This is a genomic window from Metabacillus rhizosphaerae, assembly GCF_037201795.1.
GTDB classification, from domain to species: domain Bacteria; phylum Bacillota; class Bacilli; order Bacillales; family Bacillaceae; genus Metabacillus; species Metabacillus rhizosphaerae.
The window spans coordinates 1,000,637-1,023,152 of sequence record NZ_CP147403.1 but is presented as its reverse complement, the minus strand read 5'-3'; the positions used below and the strand labels follow the sequence as shown (position 1 = coordinate 1,023,152).

Annotated in this window: 23 protein-coding genes; 1 reads left to right on the top strand and 22 read right to left on the bottom strand. The window is 37.7% G+C overall.

What is annotated here, in order from left to right; translation table 11 throughout:
- Positions 1–397: 397 nt before the first annotated feature.
- From murA to WCV66_RS04875, 3 genes are all read right to left on the bottom strand, one after another.
- Entirely contained in the window at positions 398–1,699 is a 1,302-nt protein-coding gene (murA, locus tag WCV66_RS04885) for a UDP-N-acetylglucosamine 1-carboxyvinyltransferase (RefSeq protein WP_185653811.1), read from the bottom strand.
- 32 nt (positions 1,700–1,731) lie between these two features.
- Positions 1,732–2,463 carry a YwmB family TATA-box binding protein gene (locus tag WCV66_RS04880; protein WP_338788079.1) on the bottom strand — a complete coding sequence of 244 codons (732 nt, stop codon included), beginning with the start codon at positions 2,461–2,463 and terminating at the stop codon, positions 1,732–1,734.
- 246 nt (positions 2,464–2,709) lie between these two features.
- Positions 2,710–2,940: a DUF1146 family protein gene (locus WCV66_RS04875; protein ID WP_066328633.1), complete on the bottom strand. Its 231-nt coding sequence runs from the start codon at positions 2,938–2,940 to the stop codon at positions 2,710–2,712.
- 404 nt (positions 2,941–3,344) lie between these two features.
- Between WCV66_RS04875 and WCV66_RS04870 the strand changes: the two genes are divergently transcribed.
- Positions 3,345–3,842 carry a hypothetical protein gene (locus WCV66_RS04870; RefSeq protein WP_066328631.1) on the top strand — a complete coding sequence of 166 codons (498 nt, stop codon included), beginning with the start codon at positions 3,345–3,347 and terminating at the stop codon, positions 3,840–3,842.
- A gap of 249 nt (positions 3,843–4,091) precedes the next feature.
- Here WCV66_RS04870 and WCV66_RS04865 read toward each other — a convergent pair whose 3' ends face one another.
- From WCV66_RS04865 to WCV66_RS04775, 19 genes are all read right to left on the bottom strand, one after another.
- Positions 4,092–4,487, bottom strand: coding sequence for a F0F1 ATP synthase subunit epsilon (locus WCV66_RS04865; protein ID WP_066328627.1), 396 nt, complete (start codon positions 4,485–4,487; stop codon positions 4,092–4,094).
- A 25-nt stretch (positions 4,488–4,512) separates the two neighbouring features.
- Positions 4,513–5,931, bottom strand: a complete 1,419-nt coding sequence (gene atpD / locus WCV66_RS04860; RefSeq protein ID WP_338788078.1) for a F0F1 ATP synthase subunit beta — start codon at positions 5,929–5,931, stop codon at positions 4,513–4,515.
- 182 nt (positions 5,932–6,113) lie between these two features.
- Complete coding sequence (atpG, locus tag WCV66_RS04855; protein WP_066328624.1) at positions 6,114–6,971, bottom strand: ATP synthase F1 subunit gamma; 858 nt, start codon at positions 6,969–6,971, stop codon at positions 6,114–6,116.
- A 97-nt stretch (positions 6,972–7,068) separates the two neighbouring features.
- Entirely contained in the window at positions 7,069–8,577 is a 1,509-nt protein-coding gene (gene atpA / locus WCV66_RS04850) for a F0F1 ATP synthase subunit alpha (protein ID WP_066328622.1), read from the bottom strand.
- 15 nt (positions 8,578–8,592) lie between these two features.
- Positions 8,593–9,138 (bottom strand): F0F1 ATP synthase subunit delta, encoded by a 546-nt coding sequence (locus tag WCV66_RS04845; RefSeq protein ID WP_185653812.1) that lies wholly within the window; start codon positions 9,136–9,138, stop codon positions 8,593–8,595.
- Complete coding sequence (atpF, locus tag WCV66_RS04840) at positions 9,135–9,656, bottom strand: F0F1 ATP synthase subunit B (protein ID WP_066328613.1); 522 nt, start codon at positions 9,654–9,656, stop codon at positions 9,135–9,137. The genes WCV66_RS04845 and atpF overlap by 4 nt, the downstream gene beginning before the upstream one ends.
- Positions 9,657–9,871: 215 nt before the next feature.
- Complete coding sequence (atpE, locus tag WCV66_RS04835; RefSeq protein WP_066328611.1) at positions 9,872–10,084, bottom strand: F0F1 ATP synthase subunit C; 213 nt, start codon at positions 10,082–10,084, stop codon at positions 9,872–9,874.
- Positions 10,085–10,160: 76 nt separating this feature from the next.
- Entirely contained in the window at positions 10,161–10,895 is a 735-nt protein-coding gene (atpB, locus tag WCV66_RS04830) for a F0F1 ATP synthase subunit A (RefSeq protein ID WP_338788075.1), read from the bottom strand.
- 21 nt (positions 10,896–10,916) lie between these two features.
- Positions 10,917–11,285 carry an ATP synthase subunit I gene (locus WCV66_RS04825; protein ID WP_185653813.1) on the bottom strand — a complete coding sequence of 123 codons (369 nt, stop codon included), beginning with the start codon at positions 11,283–11,285 and terminating at the stop codon, positions 10,917–10,919.
- Between the two features lie 7 nt (positions 11,286–11,292).
- Entirely contained in the window at positions 11,293–11,514 is a 222-nt protein-coding gene (locus tag WCV66_RS04820; protein ID WP_338788074.1) for an AtpZ/AtpI family protein, read from the bottom strand.
- 220 nt (positions 11,515–11,734) lie between these two features.
- Positions 11,735–13,978, bottom strand: coding sequence for a S8 family serine peptidase (locus WCV66_RS04815; protein WP_338788073.1), 2,244 nt, complete (start codon positions 13,976–13,978; stop codon positions 11,735–11,737).
- Positions 13,979–14,075: 97 nt separating this feature from the next.
- Positions 14,076–14,705: a uracil phosphoribosyltransferase gene (gene upp, locus WCV66_RS04810; protein WP_066328604.1), complete on the bottom strand. Its 630-nt coding sequence runs from the start codon at positions 14,703–14,705 to the stop codon at positions 14,076–14,078.
- 292 nt (positions 14,706–14,997) lie between these two features.
- Positions 14,998–16,239: a serine hydroxymethyltransferase gene (glyA, locus tag WCV66_RS04805; RefSeq protein ID WP_066328598.1), complete on the bottom strand. Its 1,242-nt coding sequence runs from the start codon at positions 16,237–16,239 to the stop codon at positions 14,998–15,000.
- 740 nt (positions 16,240–16,979) lie between these two features.
- A complete protein-coding gene (locus tag WCV66_RS04800; protein WP_066328596.1) occupies positions 16,980–17,552 on the bottom strand; it encodes a TIGR01440 family protein in 573 nt (190 codons plus the stop codon).
- A 19-nt stretch (positions 17,553–17,571) separates the two neighbouring features.
- Positions 17,572–18,018 carry a ribose 5-phosphate isomerase B gene (rpiB, locus tag WCV66_RS04795; protein WP_066328594.1) on the bottom strand — a complete coding sequence of 149 codons (447 nt, stop codon included), beginning with the start codon at positions 18,016–18,018 and terminating at the stop codon, positions 17,572–17,574.
- A gap of 57 nt (positions 18,019–18,075) precedes the next feature.
- A complete protein-coding gene (locus WCV66_RS04790; protein ID WP_338788071.1) occupies positions 18,076–19,365 on the bottom strand; it encodes a methyl-accepting chemotaxis protein in 1,290 nt (429 codons plus the stop codon).
- Between the two features lie 21 nt (positions 19,366–19,386).
- Positions 19,387–19,836, bottom strand: a complete 450-nt coding sequence (locus tag WCV66_RS04785; protein WP_338788070.1) for a low molecular weight protein arginine phosphatase — start codon at positions 19,834–19,836, stop codon at positions 19,387–19,389.
- A 378-nt stretch (positions 19,837–20,214) separates the two neighbouring features.
- On the bottom strand, positions 20,215–20,850 hold the full coding sequence (locus WCV66_RS04780) for a hypothetical protein (RefSeq protein ID WP_338788069.1): 636 nt from the start codon (positions 20,848–20,850) through the stop codon (positions 20,215–20,217).
- A gap of 144 nt (positions 20,851–20,994) precedes the next feature.
- On the bottom strand, positions 20,995–22,380 hold the full coding sequence (locus WCV66_RS04775) for an alkaline phosphatase (protein WP_338788068.1): 1,386 nt from the start codon (positions 22,378–22,380) through the stop codon (positions 20,995–20,997).
- Between the last annotated feature and the right edge of the window lie 136 nt (positions 22,381–22,516).

Here is a 22,516-nt window from a genome sequence, read left to right as displayed (position 1 = left end):
CGGACAAGCAATTATGACAGGAAAAAACTTGGACAACACATTATTTTGCGGTGGATGGACAAGGGTGTGGGGTAAGGCACTTTTTTAGTGGTTTGATTGGAATTTTAGCATTGTGGAGATTTTTTTTTGATTTGTGATTTATGCGGCCTTTTGGGTTTGGTTTTTATAGTAAGGATTAAGATAGACTATAGAGGTTGCGTCAATTCAATACTTCATCGCGTCTTTTAACCTTATATCGCCCTCCCTCCAAATATCTCAACTTTTTCACATATTCATGTATAAACTCCAACTAATATAGGTATTCTAGTAAAGTCGTGAAAAGAACGTTTCCTAAAGACAAAATTAAAAGAAGCAGGTTTCCATTTAAGGCTCCTGCTTCTTTTATGAAGGCATATAATTAGTCTGATACAGCTGCTTGCTGATCAGATGTTGTTTGAATTTCTTCTTTCACACGTTCGATGTCAGCACCGATTGACGCAAGTTTCGTGTGGAAGTCTACATAACCTCTGTCTAGATGTTTAAGCTCTGTTACACGTGTATGACCTTCAGCACATAGGCCTGCAAGGATAAGTGCTGCACCTGCACGTAAGTCTGTAGCTGCAACTTCTGCTCCTTGTAATCCCACAGGACCATTGATGATGACAGAACGTCCTTCGATTTTAATATCTCCATTCATGCGACGGAATTCTTCAACATGCATGAAACGATTTTCAAAAACTGTTTCAGTAATCATACTAGTGCCTTTTGCTTGAAGAAGTAGTGCCATCATTTGCGATTGCATATCTGTTGGGAATCCAGGATGTGGCATTGTTTTGATGTCGATTGGTTTTAAATTTTCAGGTCCAATTACTCGGAGACCATCTTCTTCTTCTACAATTTTAACACCCATCTCTTCCATTTTAGCTACAAGAGATGTTAGATGTTCAGGCACAGCTCCGCGAACTAGTACATTTCCTCCAGTAATAGCAGCAGCAACCATAAATGTTCCTGCTTCAATACGGTCAGGAATAATTGTATGGTGTGCACCTTTTAAATATGCAACACCTTCAATACGGATTGTCCCTGTACCTGCACCGCGAATAATCCCACCCATTGCATTGATGTAATTCGCTAGGTCTACAATTTCAGGTTCTTTAGCACAGTTTTCAATTACTGTTGTTCCTTCTGCAAGAGCAGCAGCCATAATGATGTTTTCAGTAGCTCCAACACTTGGGAAGTCAAGATAAATACGAGCACCTTTAAGTCTTCCGTTAACTTCTGCTTCTATAAATCCGTTTCCTACTTTAATCGTTGCTCCCATTGCTTCAAAACCTTTTAAATGCTGATCAATTGGTCTTGAACCAATTGCACATCCACCAGGTAACGCAACACGTGCTCGACCATTACGAGCCAATAGTGCTCCCATTACTAATACTGAGGCACGCATTTTTCTTACATATTCAAATGGTGCTTCTGTTGTAAGCTCCTTTGATGCATCTACAATCACTTGATTATTTTCAAAATGGACATCTGCGCCTAAATATCGCAGAACTTCATTAATTGTATACACATCGGAGAGCGTAGGTACGTCACTGATGATACTTTTTTCTTCACTAGCTAACAAAGATGCAGCGATAACTGGTAAAACGGCGTTTTTTGCTCCTTCAACTTTCACGGTACCGTTTAACTTTCGACCGCCGCGGACGATGATTTTTTCCAAAGTATTCCCCTCCGCGTCCCAATTTCTCTATATTAATATTCAGACGTAATGATTGGTGTTCCTATTACAAGTGTAGTATTATTGCCCATTCCGTCTGTTCTCATTGCAATTTGAATGTTCATTTCATCGTTGTTTGTTGGAATAAAGTCTTCCCATAATGAGGTTTTTCCTGATACAGAAATAAAATCTGGTTCCTGAAGTTTTTCAACAGGACTAGCATCAAATTCCTTTAATACTTCAATTGACTTTTCGTACAAACTAACTTTCATCTTATCATCAAGCATTCCTTCTACACAAGCAAAAGTTGTAACATTTTCGTGAAATATGTCGAATGACTGGTTGGTAAAATATTCATTCATTTTGTTCCAGTTTGATTGCTTACCTTCACCCATTACCTCATAGAGGATATACGATTGTGATTGATTGTTTGTGAGGGTGGTTACTAATTGAAGCTTCTCAGTTATGTTTTTCTTTTCATTCACATAAACACCGATCGCTTTAGATACTTCATTGTCTTGCTCATACGCCCAATTATATTGACGATGCTGGTCTACAAATTGTTTCACTTCTATAATTGACTTTTTATCGACAATCTTTTTGGAATACAAGGACCACTTATCAATTTGTACGTCTTGGTTAAGCATCACTTCAGCAATACGTGAAATCTTTGCCTCATTTCCTTCTGCTCCTATATGATTAGTCACCAATGTAAACACAATAAACATTGTTGTAAAAGCCACAATTGCTATCTCTTTTTTTCTCATCACGGTCACTTCCTCTCCTTAGTAACATTGTTACCGGATTAGAAGTAGACATACGTGGAAATAGTCGTCAATATTAGACAAACCTTAGCCACGGAATAAGAAAAATTGTTTATCGTATGCAACACTTTTTTAGATTCTCACTGTTATACGCAATAGGGGTTGTATGTAGCATTCATACCCCGAACTAAATGCCTATAAACACTAATAGGAAAAGCTTTGTAACTGTGTTTCAATTAATTGTCTTGATTAAAATAACATAGGCAATGCTTGAGCCCATAACAAGTAATCAAGGAAAAAATTACTAACCATAGATCCTATTGCAATTGTTAATAGTATTAAAAGTGCTCTTGCTTGTATTACTTTGCCCGTTTTTATCCATTTCTCGATGTTCAATGCTTGTAAAGACCACCAGGTTATAACCATAAAGCCAAGATTTACAAGCATACTTATTAAAGCCATTTGGCCATAGTCGGGCATTCTTTCATCCCTCCATTTTACGATCATAAAGACACAAAGCAACTTAAATCATACCTCATTTTTTCAAAAAAACAAGCTTATATTTACCTATAAATAAGGGAAAAACAACCACTATAACCATTTTTATCCTCGGTATATACCCTTGAACATTATATATAAAAAATGGTGTTACATGATTGATTTTTAGCTTTAACAAAAATTTAATGTATTTAGGTTATAATTTACAGTTCATGCTTTAAACTACATTTTGTTACTACTCAATTCTACTATGGTCTGACCTCCAATAAATTCCTTAATTATGAATAAATTGTTACAGAATTATTGGCCAACATTCTATGTTATACTTTGCGGGTATAACATTATTGCTTCCTAATCAAGGACACACAAATAGAAAGGATGAGAAAATGGAGCCAATATTTGATAGTCCACGAGATGTGTTTTTCGAGTATGCAGATCAATTACCATTTTTTGATAACCTTTACGCTGCTCAAACACACTATTATCAGCAACGGAAGGAACAGCTTTTGCTTTTAGTAGAAATATGTAGAGAAGTTAACCTTTCCCTTGATTATTCACCAAAAAGCCTAATCTACCTTGAGGAATTATACTTTCATTTTTTTCAAAAGAATAGATTCTATGACTTTCAAATAAGCATTGAAGAGTTTGAGCAATTGACTAGTGTTTATTTGTGTGAAATAGTAATCCAAAAAAATAGTGATAAAGCGGAATGGTTTGTGGAGGAATATTCTCATGTTGATCATAAGTACACAATGGGTATTCGCTATGGTCGATATCATTTACACTTTCAGAATTTATTCCCTCACCATTATTTATCAAACAAGGATGCTAGTGGTCAGACGTTCTACAAGCGATTCTTAAGGATGAATAAGCACTGTAAGTAAGTAGATGAGGCAGAACTCTAAAATCGATTTCTGACGTATTTAGAGAGGCCTGCTCATATCTGAATAATGTGTTGGACATATCCCAATTACAAATATGTGTATGTACCTTGATCATCACCGATAAGTAATAGATTGCTTATCAAAATGTGCACTTTACCTATTTGAAGCCGTGTGCAATTTTATTAATAACATTATCTAATAAAAAAGGATGGTCGTAGAGCAAAACTCTATTACCATCCTTTTCATTATTTATTTCGTTACATCTAAACGGTTGATTGCACGTCGAAGTGCTAATTCAGCACGTTTAAAATCGATTTCATCTGTTTTTTGATTTAGACGCTCTTCAGCACGTTTTTTAGCTGCTTGGGCACGAGTTACATCAATCGACTCTGATTTTTCAGCTGTTTGAGCTAAAATCGTAACTTTGTCAGGTCGTACTTCAATAAAGCCACCACTAACAGCAACGAGTTCAGTGCCACTCCCTTGCTTTAGACGAACTGCTCCAATTTCCAATGGAGCAACCATAGGAATATGACCTGGTAAGATACCAAGCTCACCACTATGAGCTTTTACGCTCACCATTTCTACGTCTGCATCGTAAACTGGGCCATCGGGAGTAACGACATTGACTAATACTGTCTTCATACTCATACCCTCCTAGGTCCCAAAATTAGGCTTCTACACCCATTTGTTTTGCACTTTCAATAACTTCTTCAATACGTCCTACTAAACGGAACGCATCTTCTGGAAGGTGATCATACTTACCTTCAAGAATCTCTTTGAAACCACGAACAGTTTCTTTAACAGGAACATATGAACCAGCTTGTCCTGTAAATTGTTCTGCAACGTGGAAGTTTTGAGATAAGAAGAATTGAATGCGACGAGCACGAGCAACAGTTTGCTTATCTTCATCAGAAAGCTCATCCATACCTAAAATCGCAATGATATCTTGAAGCTCTCTATAACGTTGTAATGTTTGTTGTACTTGTCTAGCAACAGAGTAATGCTCATCTCCAACGATTTCAGGTGATAAAGCACGTGAAGTCGAAGCAAGAGGATCCACCGCAGGGTAAATACCCATTTCAGATAATTTACGCTCTAAGTTAGTTGTTGCATCTAAGTGAGCAAATGTCGTTGCAGGAGCCGGATCCGTGTAGTCATCGGCTGGAACGTAAATTGCTTGGATAGATGTAACAGAACCTACGTTAGTAGATGTGATACGCTCTTGTAATTGACCCATCTCAGTTGCTAATGTTGGTTGGTAACCAACGGCAGATGGCATACGTCCAAGAAGGGCAGAAACCTCTGAACCTGCTTGTGTGAATCGGAAAATGTTATCCATGAAGAAAAGAACGTCTTGTCCTTGATCATCACGGAAATATTCAGCCATTGTAAGACCTGTTAAAGCAACACGCATACGTGCTCCAGGTGGCTCATTCATTTGTCCGAATACCATTGCTGTTTTCTTAATAACTCCAGAGTCAGTCATCTCATGGTAAAGGTCATTACCTTCACGAGTACGCTCACCAACACCAGCGAATACAGAAATACCACCGTGCTCCTGTGCGATGTTGTTAATTAACTCCTGGATTAATACGGTTTTACCTACTCCGGCACCACCGAATAGACCAATCTTACCACCTTTAATATATGGTGCAAGTAAGTCTACAACTTTAATTCCTGTTTCTAAAATTTCAACCTCAGTTGAAAGTTGATCGAATTTAGGAGCTTGTCTATGGATTGGATCACGACGAGACTCTGTAGGAATTGGCTCATCTAAGTCGATATTATCACCTAATACGTTAAATACACGACCTAGAGTTACATCACCAACAGGTACAGAAATTGGTGCACCTGTATCAGTAACATCTACTCCACGAACAAGTCCATCTGTAGAAGACATCGCAACAGTACGTACTGTATCGTCACCTAAATGTAGGGCAACTTCTAAAGTAAGATCGATAGCGACTTCATTATCATTCGCTTCGGTTTTAATTGTAAGGGCATTATAAATGTCTGGAAGTTGACCACTTTCGAACTTTACGTCAACAACCGGACCCAAAATTTGCGTAATGCGTCCTTTATTCATCGTTTTCCCTCCTATCACGAAATGCGTAAGCGCCTTGCTTAGGCCTGACAAGTATAAGACGAGCAGGAAAAGAAGGCGTTCTTTGCCTTCATTTCCTGATTGGCTTATGCTCGAAGGTCTAGGCGCTGAAGCTAGACACCAAGCAAATTACGAAATTTACTTTCTATAACGAATTAGTTATTCTATTCAAGTGCCGCAGCGCCGCCAACGATTTCTGTGATTTCTTGTGTAATCGCAGCTTGACGTGCACGGTTATATGTCAATGTAAGACCATTAATTAGCTCTTTTGCATTGTCAGTTGCATTTTTCATTGCTGTCATCTGTGCTGCATGCTCAGAAGCTTTACTATCAAGTAATGCTCCATAGATGAGACTTTCAGCATATTGAGGTAACAACACTTCTAAAATTTCTTCTTGGTTTGGTTCAAACTCATAAGATGTTAATTTACTACTTGAAGCAATATCTGTTAGTGGAAGAAGCTTTTTCTCCGTAACATCTTGTTGAATTGGACTAACAAAATGATTGTAATACATATACAACTCATCAAATGTTCCATCTGCATACATGTTTACTGCATTACTTGCAATATCCTTTATGCTTGCAAAAGATGTTTCATCACTAATACCAGTGATTTCAGAAATAACGTTCATTCCACGCTTGTTAAAGAAGTCACGACCCATTTTACCAAGTGCGATTATAACAAATTCATCATTCGACTTATGTCGCTTTTGAGTTGCTTGGAAAACAGCACGGATTACACTACTGTTAAAAGCCCCTTTTAAACCACGATCAGAAGTAATGACTAAATATGCAGTACGCTTAACAGGACGGCTTTCTAGCATTGGATGACTTACATCAGTACTACCATTTGCTATACTTGCAACAACCTCTTGAATTTTATTCATATAAGGTACAAATGCCTTCGCATTATTTTCTGCACGTTTAAGCTTTGCAGTAGCAACCATTTCCATTGCTTTTGTAATCTGACTTGTCTTTTTTGTTGAAGTAATTCTGGATTTTATGTCGCGTAATGATGCCAAAGGTTCTCACCACCTTTATTTAAAAATCAGCAAATTTGATTATAACGTGCTAAGTGAAAGCTCAGAGAGCCTTCACCGCAGCAAAATTCTTATATAATTATTCAGAAACAGCAAACGTCTTTTTGAAGCCTTGAATTGCTGCTTGTATATCTTCGTCTTTTGGAAGTCCGCCTGTTGTACGAATTTCTTCAAGAAGTGCTTTGTTATTTTGATCTAAATATGCATTGAACTCATCTTCAAAGCGAGTGATATCTGATACAGGAATATCATCCAAGAATCCTTTAGTCAAGGTATAAAGAATGACAACTTGTTTTTCAACTGCTAATGGTTTATTTAATCCTTGTTTTAGTACTTCAACAGTACGCGCACCACGGTTTAATTTAGCTTGTGTTGCTTTATCAAGGTCAGATCCGAATTGAGCAAATGATTCAAGTTCACGATATGAAGCTAGATCTAGACGTAATGTACCAGCTACCTTCTTCATCGCTTTAATTTGTGCTGAACCACCAACACGAGATACAGATAAACCTGCGTTAATCGCTGGACGTACGCCAGAGAAGAAGAGGTCAGACTGAAGGAAGATTTGTCCGTCAGTGATTGAGATAACGTTTGTTGGAATATAAGCCGAAACGTCACCTGCTTGTGTCTCAATGAATGGTAATGCAGTTAATGAACCTGCACCTTTTGCATCACTTAATTTTGCAGCACGCTCGAGTAAACGAGAATGCAAGTAGAAAACGTCACCAGGGTATGCTTCACGACCTGGAGGACGACGAAGTAGTAATGAAAGCTCACGGTATGCCGAAGCTTGCTTCGTAAGATCATCATATACAACAAGAACATGCTTGCCGTTATACATGAATTCCTCACCCATTGTTACCCCAGCATAAGGTGCTAAGAATAACATTGGAGCAGGTTGTGATGCAGATGCAGTTACAACGATTGTGTAATCTAATGCACCATGCTTACGCAATGTTTCAACAACACCACGTACAGTTGATTCTTTTTGACCAATTGCAACATAGATACAAACCATATCTTGATCTTTTTGATTCAAGATTGTATCGATTGCAACAGAAGTTTTACCAGTTTGACGGTCACCGATGATTAACTCACGTTGTCCACGCCCAATTGGTACTAATGCGTCAATTGCTTTAATACCAGTTTGAAGTGGTTCATGAACAGATTTACGGTCCATAACGCCAGGTGCTGGACTTTCAATTGGTCTAGTTTTTGTTGTTTCAATCGGACCTAATCCATCAACAGGTTGTCCTAATGAGTTAACGACACGACCGATTAAAGCTTCACCTACAGGAACCTCCATGATGCGTCCTGTACGACGAACTTCGTCACCTTCACGAATATCTGTGAAAGGTCCTAAAATAATAATACCAACGTTATTTTCCTCAAGGTTCTGAGCCATACCCATAACGCCATTTGCGAATTCTACTAGCTCTCCAGCCATGACATTGTCGAGGCCATGAGCACGAGCGATACCGTCCCCAACTTGGATTACAGTACCAACATCGCTAACTTTTATATCAGACTGATAGTTCTCAATTTGCGCCTTTATCAGCGCGCTAATTTCTTCAGCTTTGATGCTCATGAGTTTCACCCCTATCTACAATCTATTTGCGACTAATTGTCGTTCTATTCGTTCAAGCTTACCGCTTATACTGCCATCATAAATACGATTGCCAATACGTAGCTTTACGCCACCTATTAGGTTCTTATCAACAACGTTTTGTAAACGAAGTGAAGTTTTGCCAATTTTCTTAGCAAAAGAAGTAGAAATTGACGTTAATTCAAGATCTGTAAGTGCTCGAACAGAGTATACAGTTGCATCCTCTGTACCACGCGCTTCATTTGCTTGTTGCACGAAATAATTGACAACATCTGCTACAATATCTGAACGATGTCGGTCAATTAAAATGTAAAGTGTATTTACTACCTGTTTTGAAAGGCTTGCAAATGATTCCTTTACAATTGACTTTTTCGTTTCATTTGTAACTTTAGGATGGTTAAGGACATCTATTAGTTCTTTATTCGCTGTAAATACTTGTTTTACAACGAGCAATTCATTTTCGATTTGATCGATTATGTTTTGTTCCTTTGCAAGTTGAAAAAGAGCTACTGCATAACGTTTCGCAACGATCCCTTTGCTCATCGACCTTCGCCTACCTCATTGATGTAGTCGTTGATCAATTTCTCTTGCTCTTGTTCATTCAACTCTTTTTCAATTACTTTAGAAGCAATTAATACGGATAAAGATGCAACCTGCTCGCGTAATGCTGCAACTGCTTGCTCTTTCTCTTTCTCGATTTCCTGTAGTGCTGCATCTTTAAGACGGCCAGCTTCAGAACGAGCTGCTTGGATGATATCTTCCTTTTGTTGCTCACCAAGCTTTTTCGCATTTTCCACTAGAGCTTGAGCTTCCACACGTGCTTGTTTTAATAGATCACGTTGCTCTTCAACTAGCTTTTGTGCTTCAATATTTCTTTCTTCAGAACTATTAATTTCATTAGCAATATGCTCTTCACGTTGCTTCATTATGTTCATAACTGGTCCAAATGCAAATTTACCTAAAAGTGCAAGTAGGATTAAGAACATAACAAGCTGAAATACGATATCACCTGTGTTAAGGCCGCCAGTAGACGCACCTAACGCTAAATCAAACGTTAACATAGCTCGGTTTCACTCCCTTCAAGAGTTCCATGATGGGTTGATAGTGTTCGGCTTCCGATGAACTACTCGTTCCTAAGAAACCCTTGTATATTCTGTATAAAGTTTAAAAGGTAAACTATTACTGTTAATCAAAAGTTTACGTATCTGTGCATAAAGGAAAGGCGAAGGTTCGCTTTGAATGATCTTCGCCATATTAATACTTTTTACTTATCGAATTATTGACCCATAACGATAAATGCGATAACTACCGCGATGATTGGAATCGCCTCAACTAATGCTACCCCGATAAACATTGTTGTTTGTAATGCACCTTTAGCTTCTGGTTGACGTGCAATCCCCTCTACTGTACGAGATACGATAAGACCGTTACCAATACCAGCACCTAGTGCCGCTAAACCAATTGCAATTGCAGCTGCTAATAAACCCATTGTTAATTTCCTCCTTTAAATGTATGAAAAGTAGTATTTCTTTTGTTTTAGTTCAATAAGTATGAACATATATTGATTAATGGTCATGACTCACTTTGTGTGCCAAATAAACCATCGTTAACATAGTGAAAATAAATGCTTGGATTGCACCAACAAAGATACTAAATCCTTGCCATGCTAACATTGGAATTGCTGCGGCAAGTGTGCCGATAATTCCACTTCCAAAACTTTCTACATATCCGCTTGTTGCAAGGCTAACAAGCAAGCCTAATAAAATTTCACCTGCGTAAATATTCCCGTAAAGACGAAGACCAAGCGTTAATGTGTTCGCAAATTCTTCAATAATCTTAAGTGGGAACATGAAAGGCATCGGCTTGAAGAAATCCTTACCGTACTCAGATACACCCTTCATTTTAATACCGTAGTAATGTGATAATGCTACGACAAGAATTGCTAGAGTTAATGTAATTGCAGGATCAGCAGTTGGAGATTTCCACCATAATTCATGGTCAACAACTATTGCAAATGGTAGACCTAACATATTTGATACAAATACATACATTAATAATGTCATACCTAACGTTAAAAAACGACCACCCGTCTGCCAATCCATCGTGCTGCCTATAATACCTTTTACAAAGTCGACAACCCATTCAACAAAATTCTGCATACCTGTTGGCTTCATTGCTAATCTGCGTGTAGCCGCAAGTGCGATTAAGAAAACGATGATACTAGATATCGTAATCATTAATACGTTTGATAAATTAAAATATAGTCCTAAAAAATGTACCACAGGAGCTTCGTGACCCAATTGATTCACCTCTCTTCCCAGCTAAGCGCGTGAATGTTGAATTGCATAATCTATCATAATAACGATATACATCGTCATTAATCCAATAATGATACTAACTAGATCGAAATAGTCAGGAAACTTAATAGCAAAGAAGACTGCAACACCAGCTGCTGCCATTCGCGATGTTGTTCCTAACGATCCCGCTTTTCTTCCTTCTTCAATGGCGCGATCAAACTGATTATGTTTTCTCACCATGATCCACAAATTATACAGAGTAATGCAAGTTCCTAGGATTAACCCTAGAAAAACAGACTGATATTCCGTAAAGCCCCATCCTATTACATAGAGAGCTAGTAGATAAAATATGTACTTTCGATATCTGCGAAACATCAGATGCATATCAAACATGAAATGTTTATTCTCCTAAAGAATAGTAGTGGATCAATCTAAGCATGGCGTAAACTCCAAAAGCTAGTCCAAGCAGAAGGCCGACGATCAAAAAAAGCGGTTCTGTTTTAAAGTAATTGTCAATCCATTTTCCTCCAAAAATACCAATCAAGACTGAACCTACTAATTGGGAAAGGATTGCTGACATGAGGCCCATCGCATGGAGCGGATGGCGTTGTTTTTGACGCATTTTATAAATCCTCGCTACTAGATTTATAACGGATTTAGAGGTTAAAAGCTGGGTTTTTTATTGACATTGTAAACCTTATCATTATACCCTCGTTTAGCATACAATAGCATATATGTGATGTCAATCTGTTTAAAGTTAAAATATTCACAAACTATTTGAAACATCACAAATCGTTCACATTTCAACCCATCTCCCCCTTGACATTGTTAAGTGTAATGAATTATTCACCTAGTAAAACATCTACCTCAATTTGGTCTTCTTTTCCACTTTTCTTTGCAAAAATGATTGCTTTGTAAATACCATCTTTTAATTCTTTTAGCGTTTCTTTTTTTATCTCTTTTTTAAAAACTCCTCTAGGTACATTTCTATTCCAGTCTAAAAATCCAGCAAAGGTCATTGTATCTGGATCATATAAAGCAATTCCCATTTCATCGGCCCCACCTGGTAAATACATTTGGTACTTATATATATCAGGTTGATCACCATATACCAATTCAAATCCCATTACTCGCGGATAATTTGGTTCATCCATCACAAAAATATAAGGAAGTTCTATTATATTTTCCTCTTGTTCGATTTGAATCCACCCTTGATGGATTCCTGGATTAATTTGGTTTGGTGTTATATCAAGACTAATTGTAACTTGTCTTTTTTCTCCTGGTTTTAAAGTTACTTTAGTAGGAAGATTCCATTGAATACCTGGCTTGTAGATTGGTGATTTAAAATAAATAGTTTGTTTACGATCTGATTGATTATCAAGTGTAAGACTTCTTACTCCTTTTGTTCGGGAATGATCCGTATAGTATTGTCCAAATGTAAGTGAACCTGGATAAACTAAAACCTCTGTTTCAATCGCAGCTTTTACATTAATTCTCCCTGTTCCTTGTTCATTCGGCATTAGCTTCTTATGTTGAGCATTTTTCAAAGGTGTTGCTGTATTCATTAAGGATGCCTTGATTTGTTCGGGGCTCCAATCTGGATGTGCTTGTTTGATTAACGCACAGGCACCCGCTACATGTGGTGCTGACATACTTGTTCCTTGCAAGGCTAAATATCCACCTGGAACGGTACTATCTATGGCAACTCCTGGTGCAACAACATCTGGTTTTATCGCCCAAGTATTTGTAACTGGTCCCCTTGAGCTAAAATCAGCTAGTTCATCTTCTTCTTTCTTATATATTGTACGAATGCCTGAATTTTGCTTGAGTTTGAGCTGTTTTTTTATTAATAATCCAGCTTCTTTTGAGATAGATACAACGGGAATATCTAGTGGTATTTCTAGAGCCCCAGAAAAACCCCCTGTTATATTATTATAAATAATAACCGCTTTTGCTCCTTGCTGTTTTGCGTTACGAGCTTTTTCTGTAAAGGTCAATTCCCCTCTTTTTAATAACACGATTTTGCCTCGCATTGTCTCGTTTAAATCTTTCGTTTCTCCAAGGCCACCAAATACAATCGTATCTAAGCCTTTTAGCTCCCAAGGCTTTGCTCCTTGTAAAGAATTCATAGGAATTAATTCTTTCTCACCAGATATTTTTAAGTAAGGCATTTGCAGTGGCGGTGAGGAGGCTCCTACAGAAATTGCTTTTTCTGAAGTACCAGGTGAACCAACCGTCCATACTCCTGGTCCTGAATTCCCACTAGAGGTTACGGCTACAATTCCAGATTCAACGGCATGATCAAGCGCCAAGCTTGTTGGCCAATCAGGACCGTTTACATTATTACCTAATGAAAGATTTATTATATCTACTTTATCTTTTATTGCTCTTTCAATTGCAGCTATCACTTGATCAGATGTTCCCATTCCACCAGGACCTAGTGCTCTGTATGCAATAATATCTGCCTCTGGAGCAATTCCTTTTAATTTACCATTAGCCGCAATAATACCAGCCACATGTGTGCCATGAATTGTTTCACTTCCATTTGCCGCCCTTGTTTCCATTGGATCTTTATCACCGTCAATTAAATCATAGCCACCTCGATAATTTCGATACAAATCGGGATGATGATAATCGACCCCTGTATCAATTATTGCTACTTTTACACCTTTTCCAGTGAGTCTATGATCATCCCTGTCAAATAGTCCCCTTACATCCTCTCCTCCAATGAACGGAACACTTTCATTTATATGTGGTGCATAGGAAACAACTTGACTTGAATGAAGCACAGCCTTATCTTCCTGGATAGTTTGTAGTATTTCGAGAGGACCTTCTATTGAAAATCCATAAAATACATTTTGGTAGGTTTGATGAATGCTTAATTGAGGTTGTTCACTTATTCTCTTTTTAAAATGATGAAACTGTTCTTTTTTTACTACTATCATTACCCTTTGAATTTTTTCCTCTAAATGATTCTCACTAGGAAGTGGTGGTCGTTTAGGATAGGTTTCACCATTCGTTGTGGCAGTGAAGGATATTAATAGTAGTAAAATGATGTAAGGTATAATTTTCTTGATGATTCCCATCTAATTCCACCTCCCTTTTTAGTTTGTTCCTCATTTAGAAAAACATGTACAAAAAAAGGGAAAACCCGTTAAATGAGGTTTTCCCTTTTCTACTATATTATTTCGTTCCGTAAAGTCTGTCACCAGCATCTCCCAATCCAGGGACAATATAGCCGTGATCGTTAAGCTTTTCATCTAAAGCAGCAATATAAATATCAACATCAGGATGTGCTTCCTTTACAACTTCAACGCCTTCAGGTGATGCTATTAGGCACATGAATTTGATATTTTTCCCACCACGTTTTTTCAAGGAATTAATTGCTTCTACTGCAGATCCGCCTGTTGCGAGCATCGGGTCAACAACAATAAATTCACGCTCTTCAATATCTGAAGGAAGTTTTACATAGTATTCAACTGGTTGTAGTGTTTTTGGGTCACGATATAAGCCAATATGTCCAACCTTTGCAGCTGGGATTAGCTTTAAGATTCCGTCAACCATTCCTAAACCCGCACGAAGTATCGGGATAATCCCTAGTTTTTTCCCTGAAAGCACCTTCGATTTTGCCGAACAAACAGGTGTTTCAACATCAACCTCCATTAATGGAAGTTCTCTGGTAATTTCAAACGCCATTAAGCTTGCCACTTCATCAACAAGCTCACGAAATTCCTTTGTTCCTGTACTTTTGTCACGAATATATGTAAGTTTATGTTGAATTAATGGATGATCAAACACGTATACTTTCCCCATCAAATCATCTCCTTTTCTTTTAACACTTCAATAGATTTTACAGAAATTCAATTATAGTTTCAAGTGAGTTCTATTTATTTAAACTTTCTAACTCTTTTTATTCTCTCCGTTTTCTAAGCGGAAAATGTCATATTGTCTGAAAATCCTGGTTTATTGTCCAGCTTACTTGCTATATTGTCCGAAACTGAAATATATCAGCCGAAATAAATGGGATATTGACCATTCGACATAAATAGACAATAAAAAAACAGGGACTGGCTCACAAAATGTAAGTCAGTCCCTGTTGATTATATTATAGGTTTCTATATAAAGGGAATTTGCTTGTTAAGTCTTCTACGCGTTGTTTTGCTTCAGCAAGCTTTGTTGCGTCCTCATGATTTTTTAATGCAAACGCAATGATGCTTCCGATTTCATCCATTTCTTCAACACCAAAGCCACGGCTTGTTACAGCAGCAGTTCCAATACGAACACCACTTGTTACAAACGGACTTTCTGTTTCGAAAGGAATTGTGTTTTTATTAACTGTAACTCCGATTTCGTCTAATACATGCTCAGCAACTTTACCAGTTAATTGAAGTGAACGAACATCTACTAATAATAGGTGATTATCTGTACCACCTGAAACTAGTGTAAGACCTTCTGATTGTAATTTTTCCGCTAAACGCTTCGCATTGTCAATGATGTTTTGTGCATATGTTTTAAAATCATCTTGAAGAGTTTCACCAAAAGATACTGCTTTTGCCGCAATTACATGCATAAGAGGTCCACCTTGGATACCAGGGAAGATTGATTTGTCAATTTTCTTACCAAATTCCTCTTTACATAAAATCATACCACCACGTGGTCCACGAAGTGTTTTATGTGTTGTCGTTGTAACAAAATCAGCATATGGTACTGGATTTTGATGTAGTCCAGCAGCAACTAAACCAGCGATATGAGCCATATCGACCATGAAATACGCGCCTACTTCATCAGCAATTTCACGGAATCGTTTAAAGTCAATTGCTCTTGGATAAGCACTTGCACCGGCAACAATTAGCTTTGGCTTGTGAGTTCTTGCTTTTTCTAATACATCATCATAATTGATTAGATGTGTTTTTTCATCAACACCGTACTCAATGAAGTTGTATTGAACTCCACTAAAGTTTACCGGGCTACCATGTGTTAAGTGACCACCATGAGATAAATTCATTCCTAGAACCGTATCACCTTGCTCTAAAATTGTGAAATATACACCCATGTTCGCTTGCGCACCTGAGTGAGGCTGAACATTTACATATTCTGCACCAAAGATTTCTTTCGCACGATCTCTTGCAATATCCTCTACTACGTCAACATGCTCACAGCCACCATAATAACGACGACCTGGATAACCTTCAGCATATTTATTCGTAAGAACGGATCCTTGTGCTTCCATGACAGCTTCACTTACAAAGTTTTCAGAAGCAATTAATTCAATCTTCGCTTCCTGACGAGTACGTTCAAGTTGGATGGCTTCAAATACCTTTGCATCTTGTTCTGGTAAATGTTTCATTTCGTTTGAATCTCCCTTCATTAAAAACACTAGTTATGGTTTTATCTGACACAGCTTTTTCAACGTCTATTTCCATCTATATTGTACACGTTTATTAGCTGCATTGTAAAAGATTTTCTGAAAAATTTTTATTATTTTTGCCTTTTTGGCTGAACAATAGGCTTAAATACGAATATTAGTAGTTGTTCTTGTTAAAAACATTCGTTTGATTGGAAACACTACCATTACTGTTCTTTATAGTATTTTTTAAAAGACAGAAATTGATACAACCTATTGTCGTTACTTTTTCTAACAAAGTCAACCTTAAAAAGTGAATATTTGTAATTTTATTTATTGTTTGACGTTAGTGGTGGTAAGTTTGAGTTGGTTCAATAATTCTGGTTTCTGGTTTAACTATTTGGTGTTGCGGTTCAATTCTTTGGCAGAGTGGTTCAATCTACCCGGTTTTGAACAGGTTTTTTTAGTGCCAGGTTCAATTATTTGGTGTTGTGGTTCAATTTCCGAGCAGATTGGTTCAATTCTTTGGCAGAGTGGTTCATCTACTCGGTTTTGAGCAGGTATTTTTAGTGCCAGGTTCAATTATTTTGATTTGTGGTTCAATTATTTGGTGTTGCGGTTCAATTTCCGAGCAGATTGGTTCTGACCTCGGATTCCAGTGAGAGAGGTAAATTTACAATTTTGCGTCTTACGTTCCCAAATAAAAAAAGGAACCAACCTTCAAAATGTTGATCCCTCTACTTTTAGTGGCATGAACTATTCTCTTTCGTAGCTTCATACACAGCTCTTGAGCCGCCAATTAGCTTTGGACGTGATTTTGCCATGGTAACGTGCGCTGATCCAATTTGCTTGATTTTGCTGCGCAATGGTACTGCGACATGCTTTAGGTGCATGCCTATGAATGTATCGCCAATATCGATTCCTGCATCAGCCTTGATAAATTCAACGACGACTGGACTTTCCATCTGTTGGTAAGCAAGCGTTGCCATTGCTCCACCAGCTTTTCTAACTGGAATGACTGTGACTTCGTCAAATTTATTTGCTTTGGCTACTGGTTTTTCGATCACTAATGCACGGTTTAAGTGCTCACAGCATTGGAAGGCGAGATGCACACCTGTTGTTTCTTTAAACTTTGTTAGTGTTTGAAAAATCATATCAGCTACTTCTTCTGAGCCTGCTGTACCGATTTTTTCACCAATCACTTCACTTGTACTACAACCAATTACCACAATATCGTCTTTTCCCAGATTGGCTTGGGCATTAAAATCTTCCAAAAGATTAGATAGGTCTTGCTGCCATATTTCAAGATTTGTCATCGTTTATACGACATCCTTTTTAGTTGTGCTCATTTTCATATTCACTAATTTTACCAACTCGTGTTGCGTGACGCCCACCTTGGTATTCGGTTGTTAACCAGATTTTCGCGATTTCTCTTGCAAGGCCAGGACCTATTACACGTTCGCCCATTGATAATACATTTGTGTCATTATGCTCCCTGGTCGCTTGAGCACTGAACATATCATGGACTAGTGCACAGCGGATGCCCTTGACTTTATTTGCAGCAATGCTCATGCCAATGCCTGTACCACAAATAAGGATTCCACGATCCACTTCGCCATTGGCTACCTTTTTTGCAACTGGTAATGCATAATCGGGATAGTCAACCGAGGTGTCACACTCGCAGCCCATATCATCATACTCAATGTTCAATTCTTCTAGTAATGAGATAATTTCTCTTCGTATATTCTTTCCACCGTGATCTGATGCTATCGCTACCTTCATTTTATCCTCCTGTTGGTTGAAATGACTTTATTATTTTTTCTATCTTTATTTTATCGCTTATCTAATAAAACGATCAATTGTTTTCCTTAACTCTTCAGCACTTCCAGCTAAATTCTTGCCTAGTTGGTTTATATGCACGATGTTGTCCGATTGCTCTGTTATAGCTGCCGCAACTTCCTGTGCACCAGCAGACGTTTGTTCAGCAATGGCCGCAACCTCCTGAGACTGTGTACCTGTTTTTTGTAGAGAGTTCATTTGATGCTGAACGAGATCACTTATTTGATTTACAGATTTTGCAACTTCCAAAATGGATTGACTTGTTTCCTCCAGCATTCTAGTTGACGTTTGTCCTTTATCCGCTTGGAACTTTGCTGTTTTTACTTGTTCACCAATTTGTCCTACAACATTTTGAACTTCTTGTTGAATGTTTTGAATTAATCCCGATATACCTTTAACCGCCTTGGCACTTTCGTCAGCTAGTTTTCGTACTTCTTCAGCTACAACCGCAAAGCCTTTCCCATGCTCCCCAGCCCTTGCTGCCTCTATTGAAGCATTCAATGCCAGTAAATTCGTTTGACTTGCGATATCTCCTACTAGAGATACAATCGTTGAAACTTCATTCGCATGCTCTTCTAATCGACGAACTGCTGTCATTGATTCTTCGTTTTCTTCAGCTAATTTTTGAATACCCGTTATTAGGGCATCATATACCTGTTTACTTTCAGTTAAAGAGGCAACCATTTCTTTGGACATTTTCTCAGAAGAAGATGCTTTGTCTTCTACCTGTGCAGCAAATTCAATAATATCCTCAACAGAAGTAGCGGTTTCTTGAATCGATCTAGCAGATTGGTCTGCTCCCCTTGAAATTTCTTTAACCGTTATTGAAATAGCTTCAGCCTGCATCGAGGCATCGCTTGAGGCAGCTGCCATTTTGTTCACTTGTTCGTTTGTTACATGAAAATTTTCGTCAATACTTTGAACCATGCTTCTCATGTTATGCAGCATTTTGTTAAATGCTATACTCAAGCCTCTTATCTCATCGTCACTTTTTGAAACTGGAACATCTTCATTAATTTGACCTTCCGCAACCTTATATGCTGCACTTTCAAGCAATTGCAACGCTCTAGTAAGAAAGCCTGATCCGAAATATGCTAATACACCAGACCAAAAAATACCTAGTAAAAGCGTTATTAACGTAAAGTTTTGTGGTGAAACAATGTGATCAGCATACTTCACTAGGAAATGAATAAAAAATGCACTTGTCGAATATGTAATCAGCGCTAAGACTGTTGTAAAAATAACCAGCTTCAGCCGCAAGCTAAATGTATACTTTTTTTCTCTTCTCATATCCTGTTTCTCCCCGTAGCTTTATTGCTCAACCTTGTTTATTAATTTATTAATTAAACCTTCTAAGTCTTCTAATGTTTGGCGATACATATGGAGCGGGCCACCGAATGGATCTGTGATATCCCTTTTCTCCACGTCGTCCTCTGCGACATATTCTACAAGAGTATAGGTTTTTCGACCTGCATGTGGGTAGAGGTCTATGACCGATTGCTTATGATTATTCGTCATTGTTAAGATAATCGTTGCCCATTCGATGAGCTCTTCGCTTAAACTTGAGGATTGATGGGTGCATTGTATTCCTTTTTCACTTAATGCCTCAATAGCATTGGCTGATGCATTATTTCCATCTAATGCAAAAACTCCAGCAGACCTCACGTCAAGCTCATCAGAGTTTTTAGCATGTTTTAACAATGCTTCTGCCATAGGACTTCTACATGTATTCCCGGTGCATACGAATAGAACATTTGTCATATAAAAACACTCCTTTCCACTATTATAATGGAAACTAGAACCTTTATGAAGAAAATAGTAAGATCACTTGAATAATTGATTATTACTTCTTTAGCTCTATTAAACTTGGTTGTTTACCGTTGCAGGAGGTCCAGGAGCCTCCTCGGTGCTTTGCACCTGCATGAGTCTACCTTGGACTCGCACTCCCGCAGGATTCTCACAAATCCGCTCCAACCACAAAGTGTTCAAAATCAACGAGAGCTTTAACAGAGCCACTTCTTATAAAAAAAAGCTCTGGAGCTGGATACCAAAGCGCACTCAAGGTACAAGAATTTAATTTTCCCCTTAACGACAAAAAAGCATAGAGCACCTCTATACTTTTTTCGGTCTAGCCAATTATTAAAACTCTATTTTTATTTTTTGAGAGTCATTTATTTTCTTTTCATCTTTATCAAATACATCGCTTGTTGTTATTTCAATCCATTCAAGATCTTTGGAAGAGTCAATAATAAAGCCTAAGTTGCCTTTTTTTATTGTTTCCCCTTCAATTTCACCATTTAATTCTTCAAGATAGATATCTTTTCCCCAATCAAATTTCTCACCTGAGCTCGTTTCGATCATTGCTATTGGTGCAAAATTCACTTTTTCTGTTGAAGTGTTTTCGATTTCGACAAAGACCTTAACAAAATCGAACTCCTCTTCATGTGTTAACATATGAAAATAGTCAATCAGGCTGTAATCTGGTCTTAAGTGGATAACCTTCGCATCTTTCACACTAAGTTTGATTGAACCGACCTCGTACGTTTTATTTACTTGGTTCATAGCCTTTAAGGTTGCTTCACCTTTTTCATCTGAAAAGGATTGGCCCACCTCTAGCAATGTACGATCGTCTGTTACTTGTGGGTTTGAAGAATAATCTTTTACATACTCAGTATCTATTTGTTCCTTTACTGGAGCAACACTCGTGCTTTCGTTGTTTGAGCAAGCTACTAATAATAAAGATAATAATGTCATAAGGACAATGATTTTGTTCATGAGAAACCCCTCTATCAGCCAATTTTTTTAAAAAGTATGAATAGGTGCTGGAGCTAGAGACCAAAACGTAGGACAAAGTTTTAGATCATCTAAAAAAGAAGAGACTGACAAGCTATGTGTCAGACCCTTCTCCTCTAAAGCAACTTAGTTATCTTCAATAACTGTTTTATTTTTACCTTTTTCTAAAAGATCAAAGATTATTTTTGCATTATCAGTATTGTCGATTTGGCCGGCAAAACGGTCTGACGATGGTCCGAATGCATAAACTGGTACATCTTCACCAGTATGACCACCAGTCGTCCAACCAGTGTTTGAACGGTTGTCAAAGATCTTTTCAATTGCATTATCAATATCTACTTCTTTTTTAGAAGCCGCATCTTTAACAGATTGGATCTCTTTAGAAGTTAACTCTAGGTCAATATATTCTTTCAAAGTATCTTCAACATCTGCACCGTTAGCAATTTGATTTGCCATGAAATCAGGTGTACGTTCTGCTGCTTTAATTGGAGCACCAAACCAATTATAAATGCCGTTTGCTCCAATTGAATAACCACCAGTAGAATGGTCAGCTGTTGCAACAACTAATGTATGCTTGTCCTTTTTCGCAAATTCAATTGCTGCTTTAAATGCTTTCTCAAAGTCTTCCATTTCACTCATTGCAGAAACGATGTCATTATCATGTCCAGCCCAGTCAATTTGGCTTCCTTCGATCATTAAGAAGAAACCGTCCTTGTCTTTGTTTAGACGATTAATTGCAGAAGTTGTCATGTCTTCTAATGACGGAATATCCTCCGTACGGTCAATCATTTTTGGCATTCCACGATCTGCAAAAAGACCAAGAATCTGATCATCTTTATTTTTTAATAGCTCATCCTTGTTTGTTACATAACTAAAGCCATCTGCTTTAAATTCATCAACAAGATTACGATCATCACGAACGAATAAATCAGTTCCTCCACCAAGAAGAACATCTACTTTATGTTTACCATTTACTAGGTCATCAAAATAGTCATTGGCGATAGCATTCATATTTTGGCGACTATGATCATGTGAACCGAATGATGCAGGAGTTGCATGAGTGATCTCTGATGTAGCAACAAGTCCAGTTGCTTTACCACGCTCTTTTGCTGCTTCCAATACTGTTTTGACATCTGATCCATCATTATCAACTGCGATTGCATTATTATACGTTTTAATACCAGCAGACATTGCAGTTGCTGCAGATGCTGAGTCTGTCACGTTTTGTTCTGGATCCTCTGGATAGGTCATTTGCTGGCCAACCAAATATTTATCAAGCTCAGTAGGGTCTGCAAACTTTGATTTATTGCTGTCTTGTAAATAGCGGTTGGCAGATGTATACGAAACTCCCATTCCGTCTCCAATTAGGAAGATAACGTTTTTAATTTCCGCATTGTTCGACTTTGTTACCTTCGCTTCAGCTGTTGAGAATGTTGCTCCTAAACTACCAAACGCTACTGTAGTCATAATAGCTAAAGGCAATAGCTTCTTTTTAACTTTCTTATTAAACATAAATAATTCCCCCTAATCAATTCTAAGCTTGATTATAAATAGATAGTTTTAATCTACTTTTAAGGGGGTGTAACGATATTGTAAATCGCTTTAAAAGATAGGAAAGGATCACTATTAGGTAAATTGTTCCATTTTT

Coding starts and splice junctions, on each gene's coding strand:
- WCV66_RS04880 (WP_338788079.1), bottom strand. CDS start 2,463: ATGAGAAAAAAAGAGATAGCAATTGTGGCTTTTACAACAATGTTTATT.
- WCV66_RS04875 (WP_066328633.1), bottom strand. CDS start 2,940: ATGCCCGACTATGGCCAAATGGCTTTAATAAGTATGCTTGTAAATCTT.
- WCV66_RS04870 (WP_066328631.1), top strand. CDS start 3,345: ATGGAGCCAATATTTGATAGTCCACGAGATGTGTTTTTCGAGTATGCA.
- WCV66_RS04865 (WP_066328627.1), bottom strand. CDS start 4,487: ATGAAGACAGTATTAGTCAATGTCGTTACTCCCGATGGCCCAGTTTAC.
- atpD (WP_338788078.1), bottom strand. CDS start 5,931: ATGAATAAAGGACGCATTACGCAAATTTTGGGTCCGGTTGTTGACGTA.
- atpA (WP_066328622.1), bottom strand. CDS start 8,577: ATGAGCATCAAAGCTGAAGAAATTAGCGCGCTGATAAAGGCGCAAATT.
- WCV66_RS04845 (WP_185653812.1), bottom strand. CDS start 9,138: ATGAGCAAAGGGATCGTTGCGAAACGTTATGCAGTAGCTCTTTTTCAA.
- atpF (WP_066328613.1), bottom strand. CDS start 9,656: ATGTTAACGTTTGATTTAGCGTTAGGTGCGTCTACTGGCGGCCTTAAC.
- atpE (WP_066328611.1), bottom strand. CDS start 10,084: ATGGGTTTATTAGCAGCTGCAATTGCAATTGGTTTAGCGGCACTAGGT.
- WCV66_RS04825 (WP_185653813.1), bottom strand. CDS start 11,285: ATGTTTGATATGCATCTGATGTTTCGCAGATATCGAAAGTACATATTT.
- WCV66_RS04820 (WP_338788074.1), bottom strand. CDS start 11,514: ATGCGTCAAAAACAACGCCATCCGCTCCATGCGATGGGCCTCATGTCA.
- WCV66_RS04815 (WP_338788073.1), bottom strand. CDS start 13,978: ATGGGAATCATCAAGAAAATTATACCTTACATCATTTTACTACTATTA.
- upp (WP_066328604.1), bottom strand. CDS start 14,705: ATGGGGAAAGTATACGTGTTTGATCATCCATTAATTCAACATAAACTT.
- glyA (WP_066328598.1), bottom strand. CDS start 16,239: ATGAAACATTTACCAGAACAAGATGCAAAGGTATTTGAAGCCATCCAA.
- WCV66_RS04800 (WP_066328596.1), bottom strand. CDS start 17,552: ATGACAAATCTTGAAATATGGCAGCAAGACCTATCTAATCTTTTGGAA.
- rpiB (WP_066328594.1), bottom strand. CDS start 18,018: ATGAAGGTAGCGATAGCATCAGATCACGGTGGAAAGAATATACGAAGA.
- WCV66_RS04790 (WP_338788071.1), bottom strand. CDS start 19,365: ATGAGAAGAGAAAAAAAGTATACATTTAGCTTGCGGCTGAAGCTGGTT.
- WCV66_RS04785 (WP_338788070.1), bottom strand. CDS start 19,836: ATGACAAATGTTCTATTCGTATGCACCGGGAATACATGTAGAAGTCCT.
- WCV66_RS04780 (WP_338788069.1), bottom strand. CDS start 20,850: ATGAACAAAATCATTGTCCTTATGACATTATTATCTTTATTATTAGTA.
- WCV66_RS04775 (WP_338788068.1), bottom strand. CDS start 22,380: ATGTTTAATAAGAAAGTTAAAAAGAAGCTATTGCCTTTAGCTATTATG.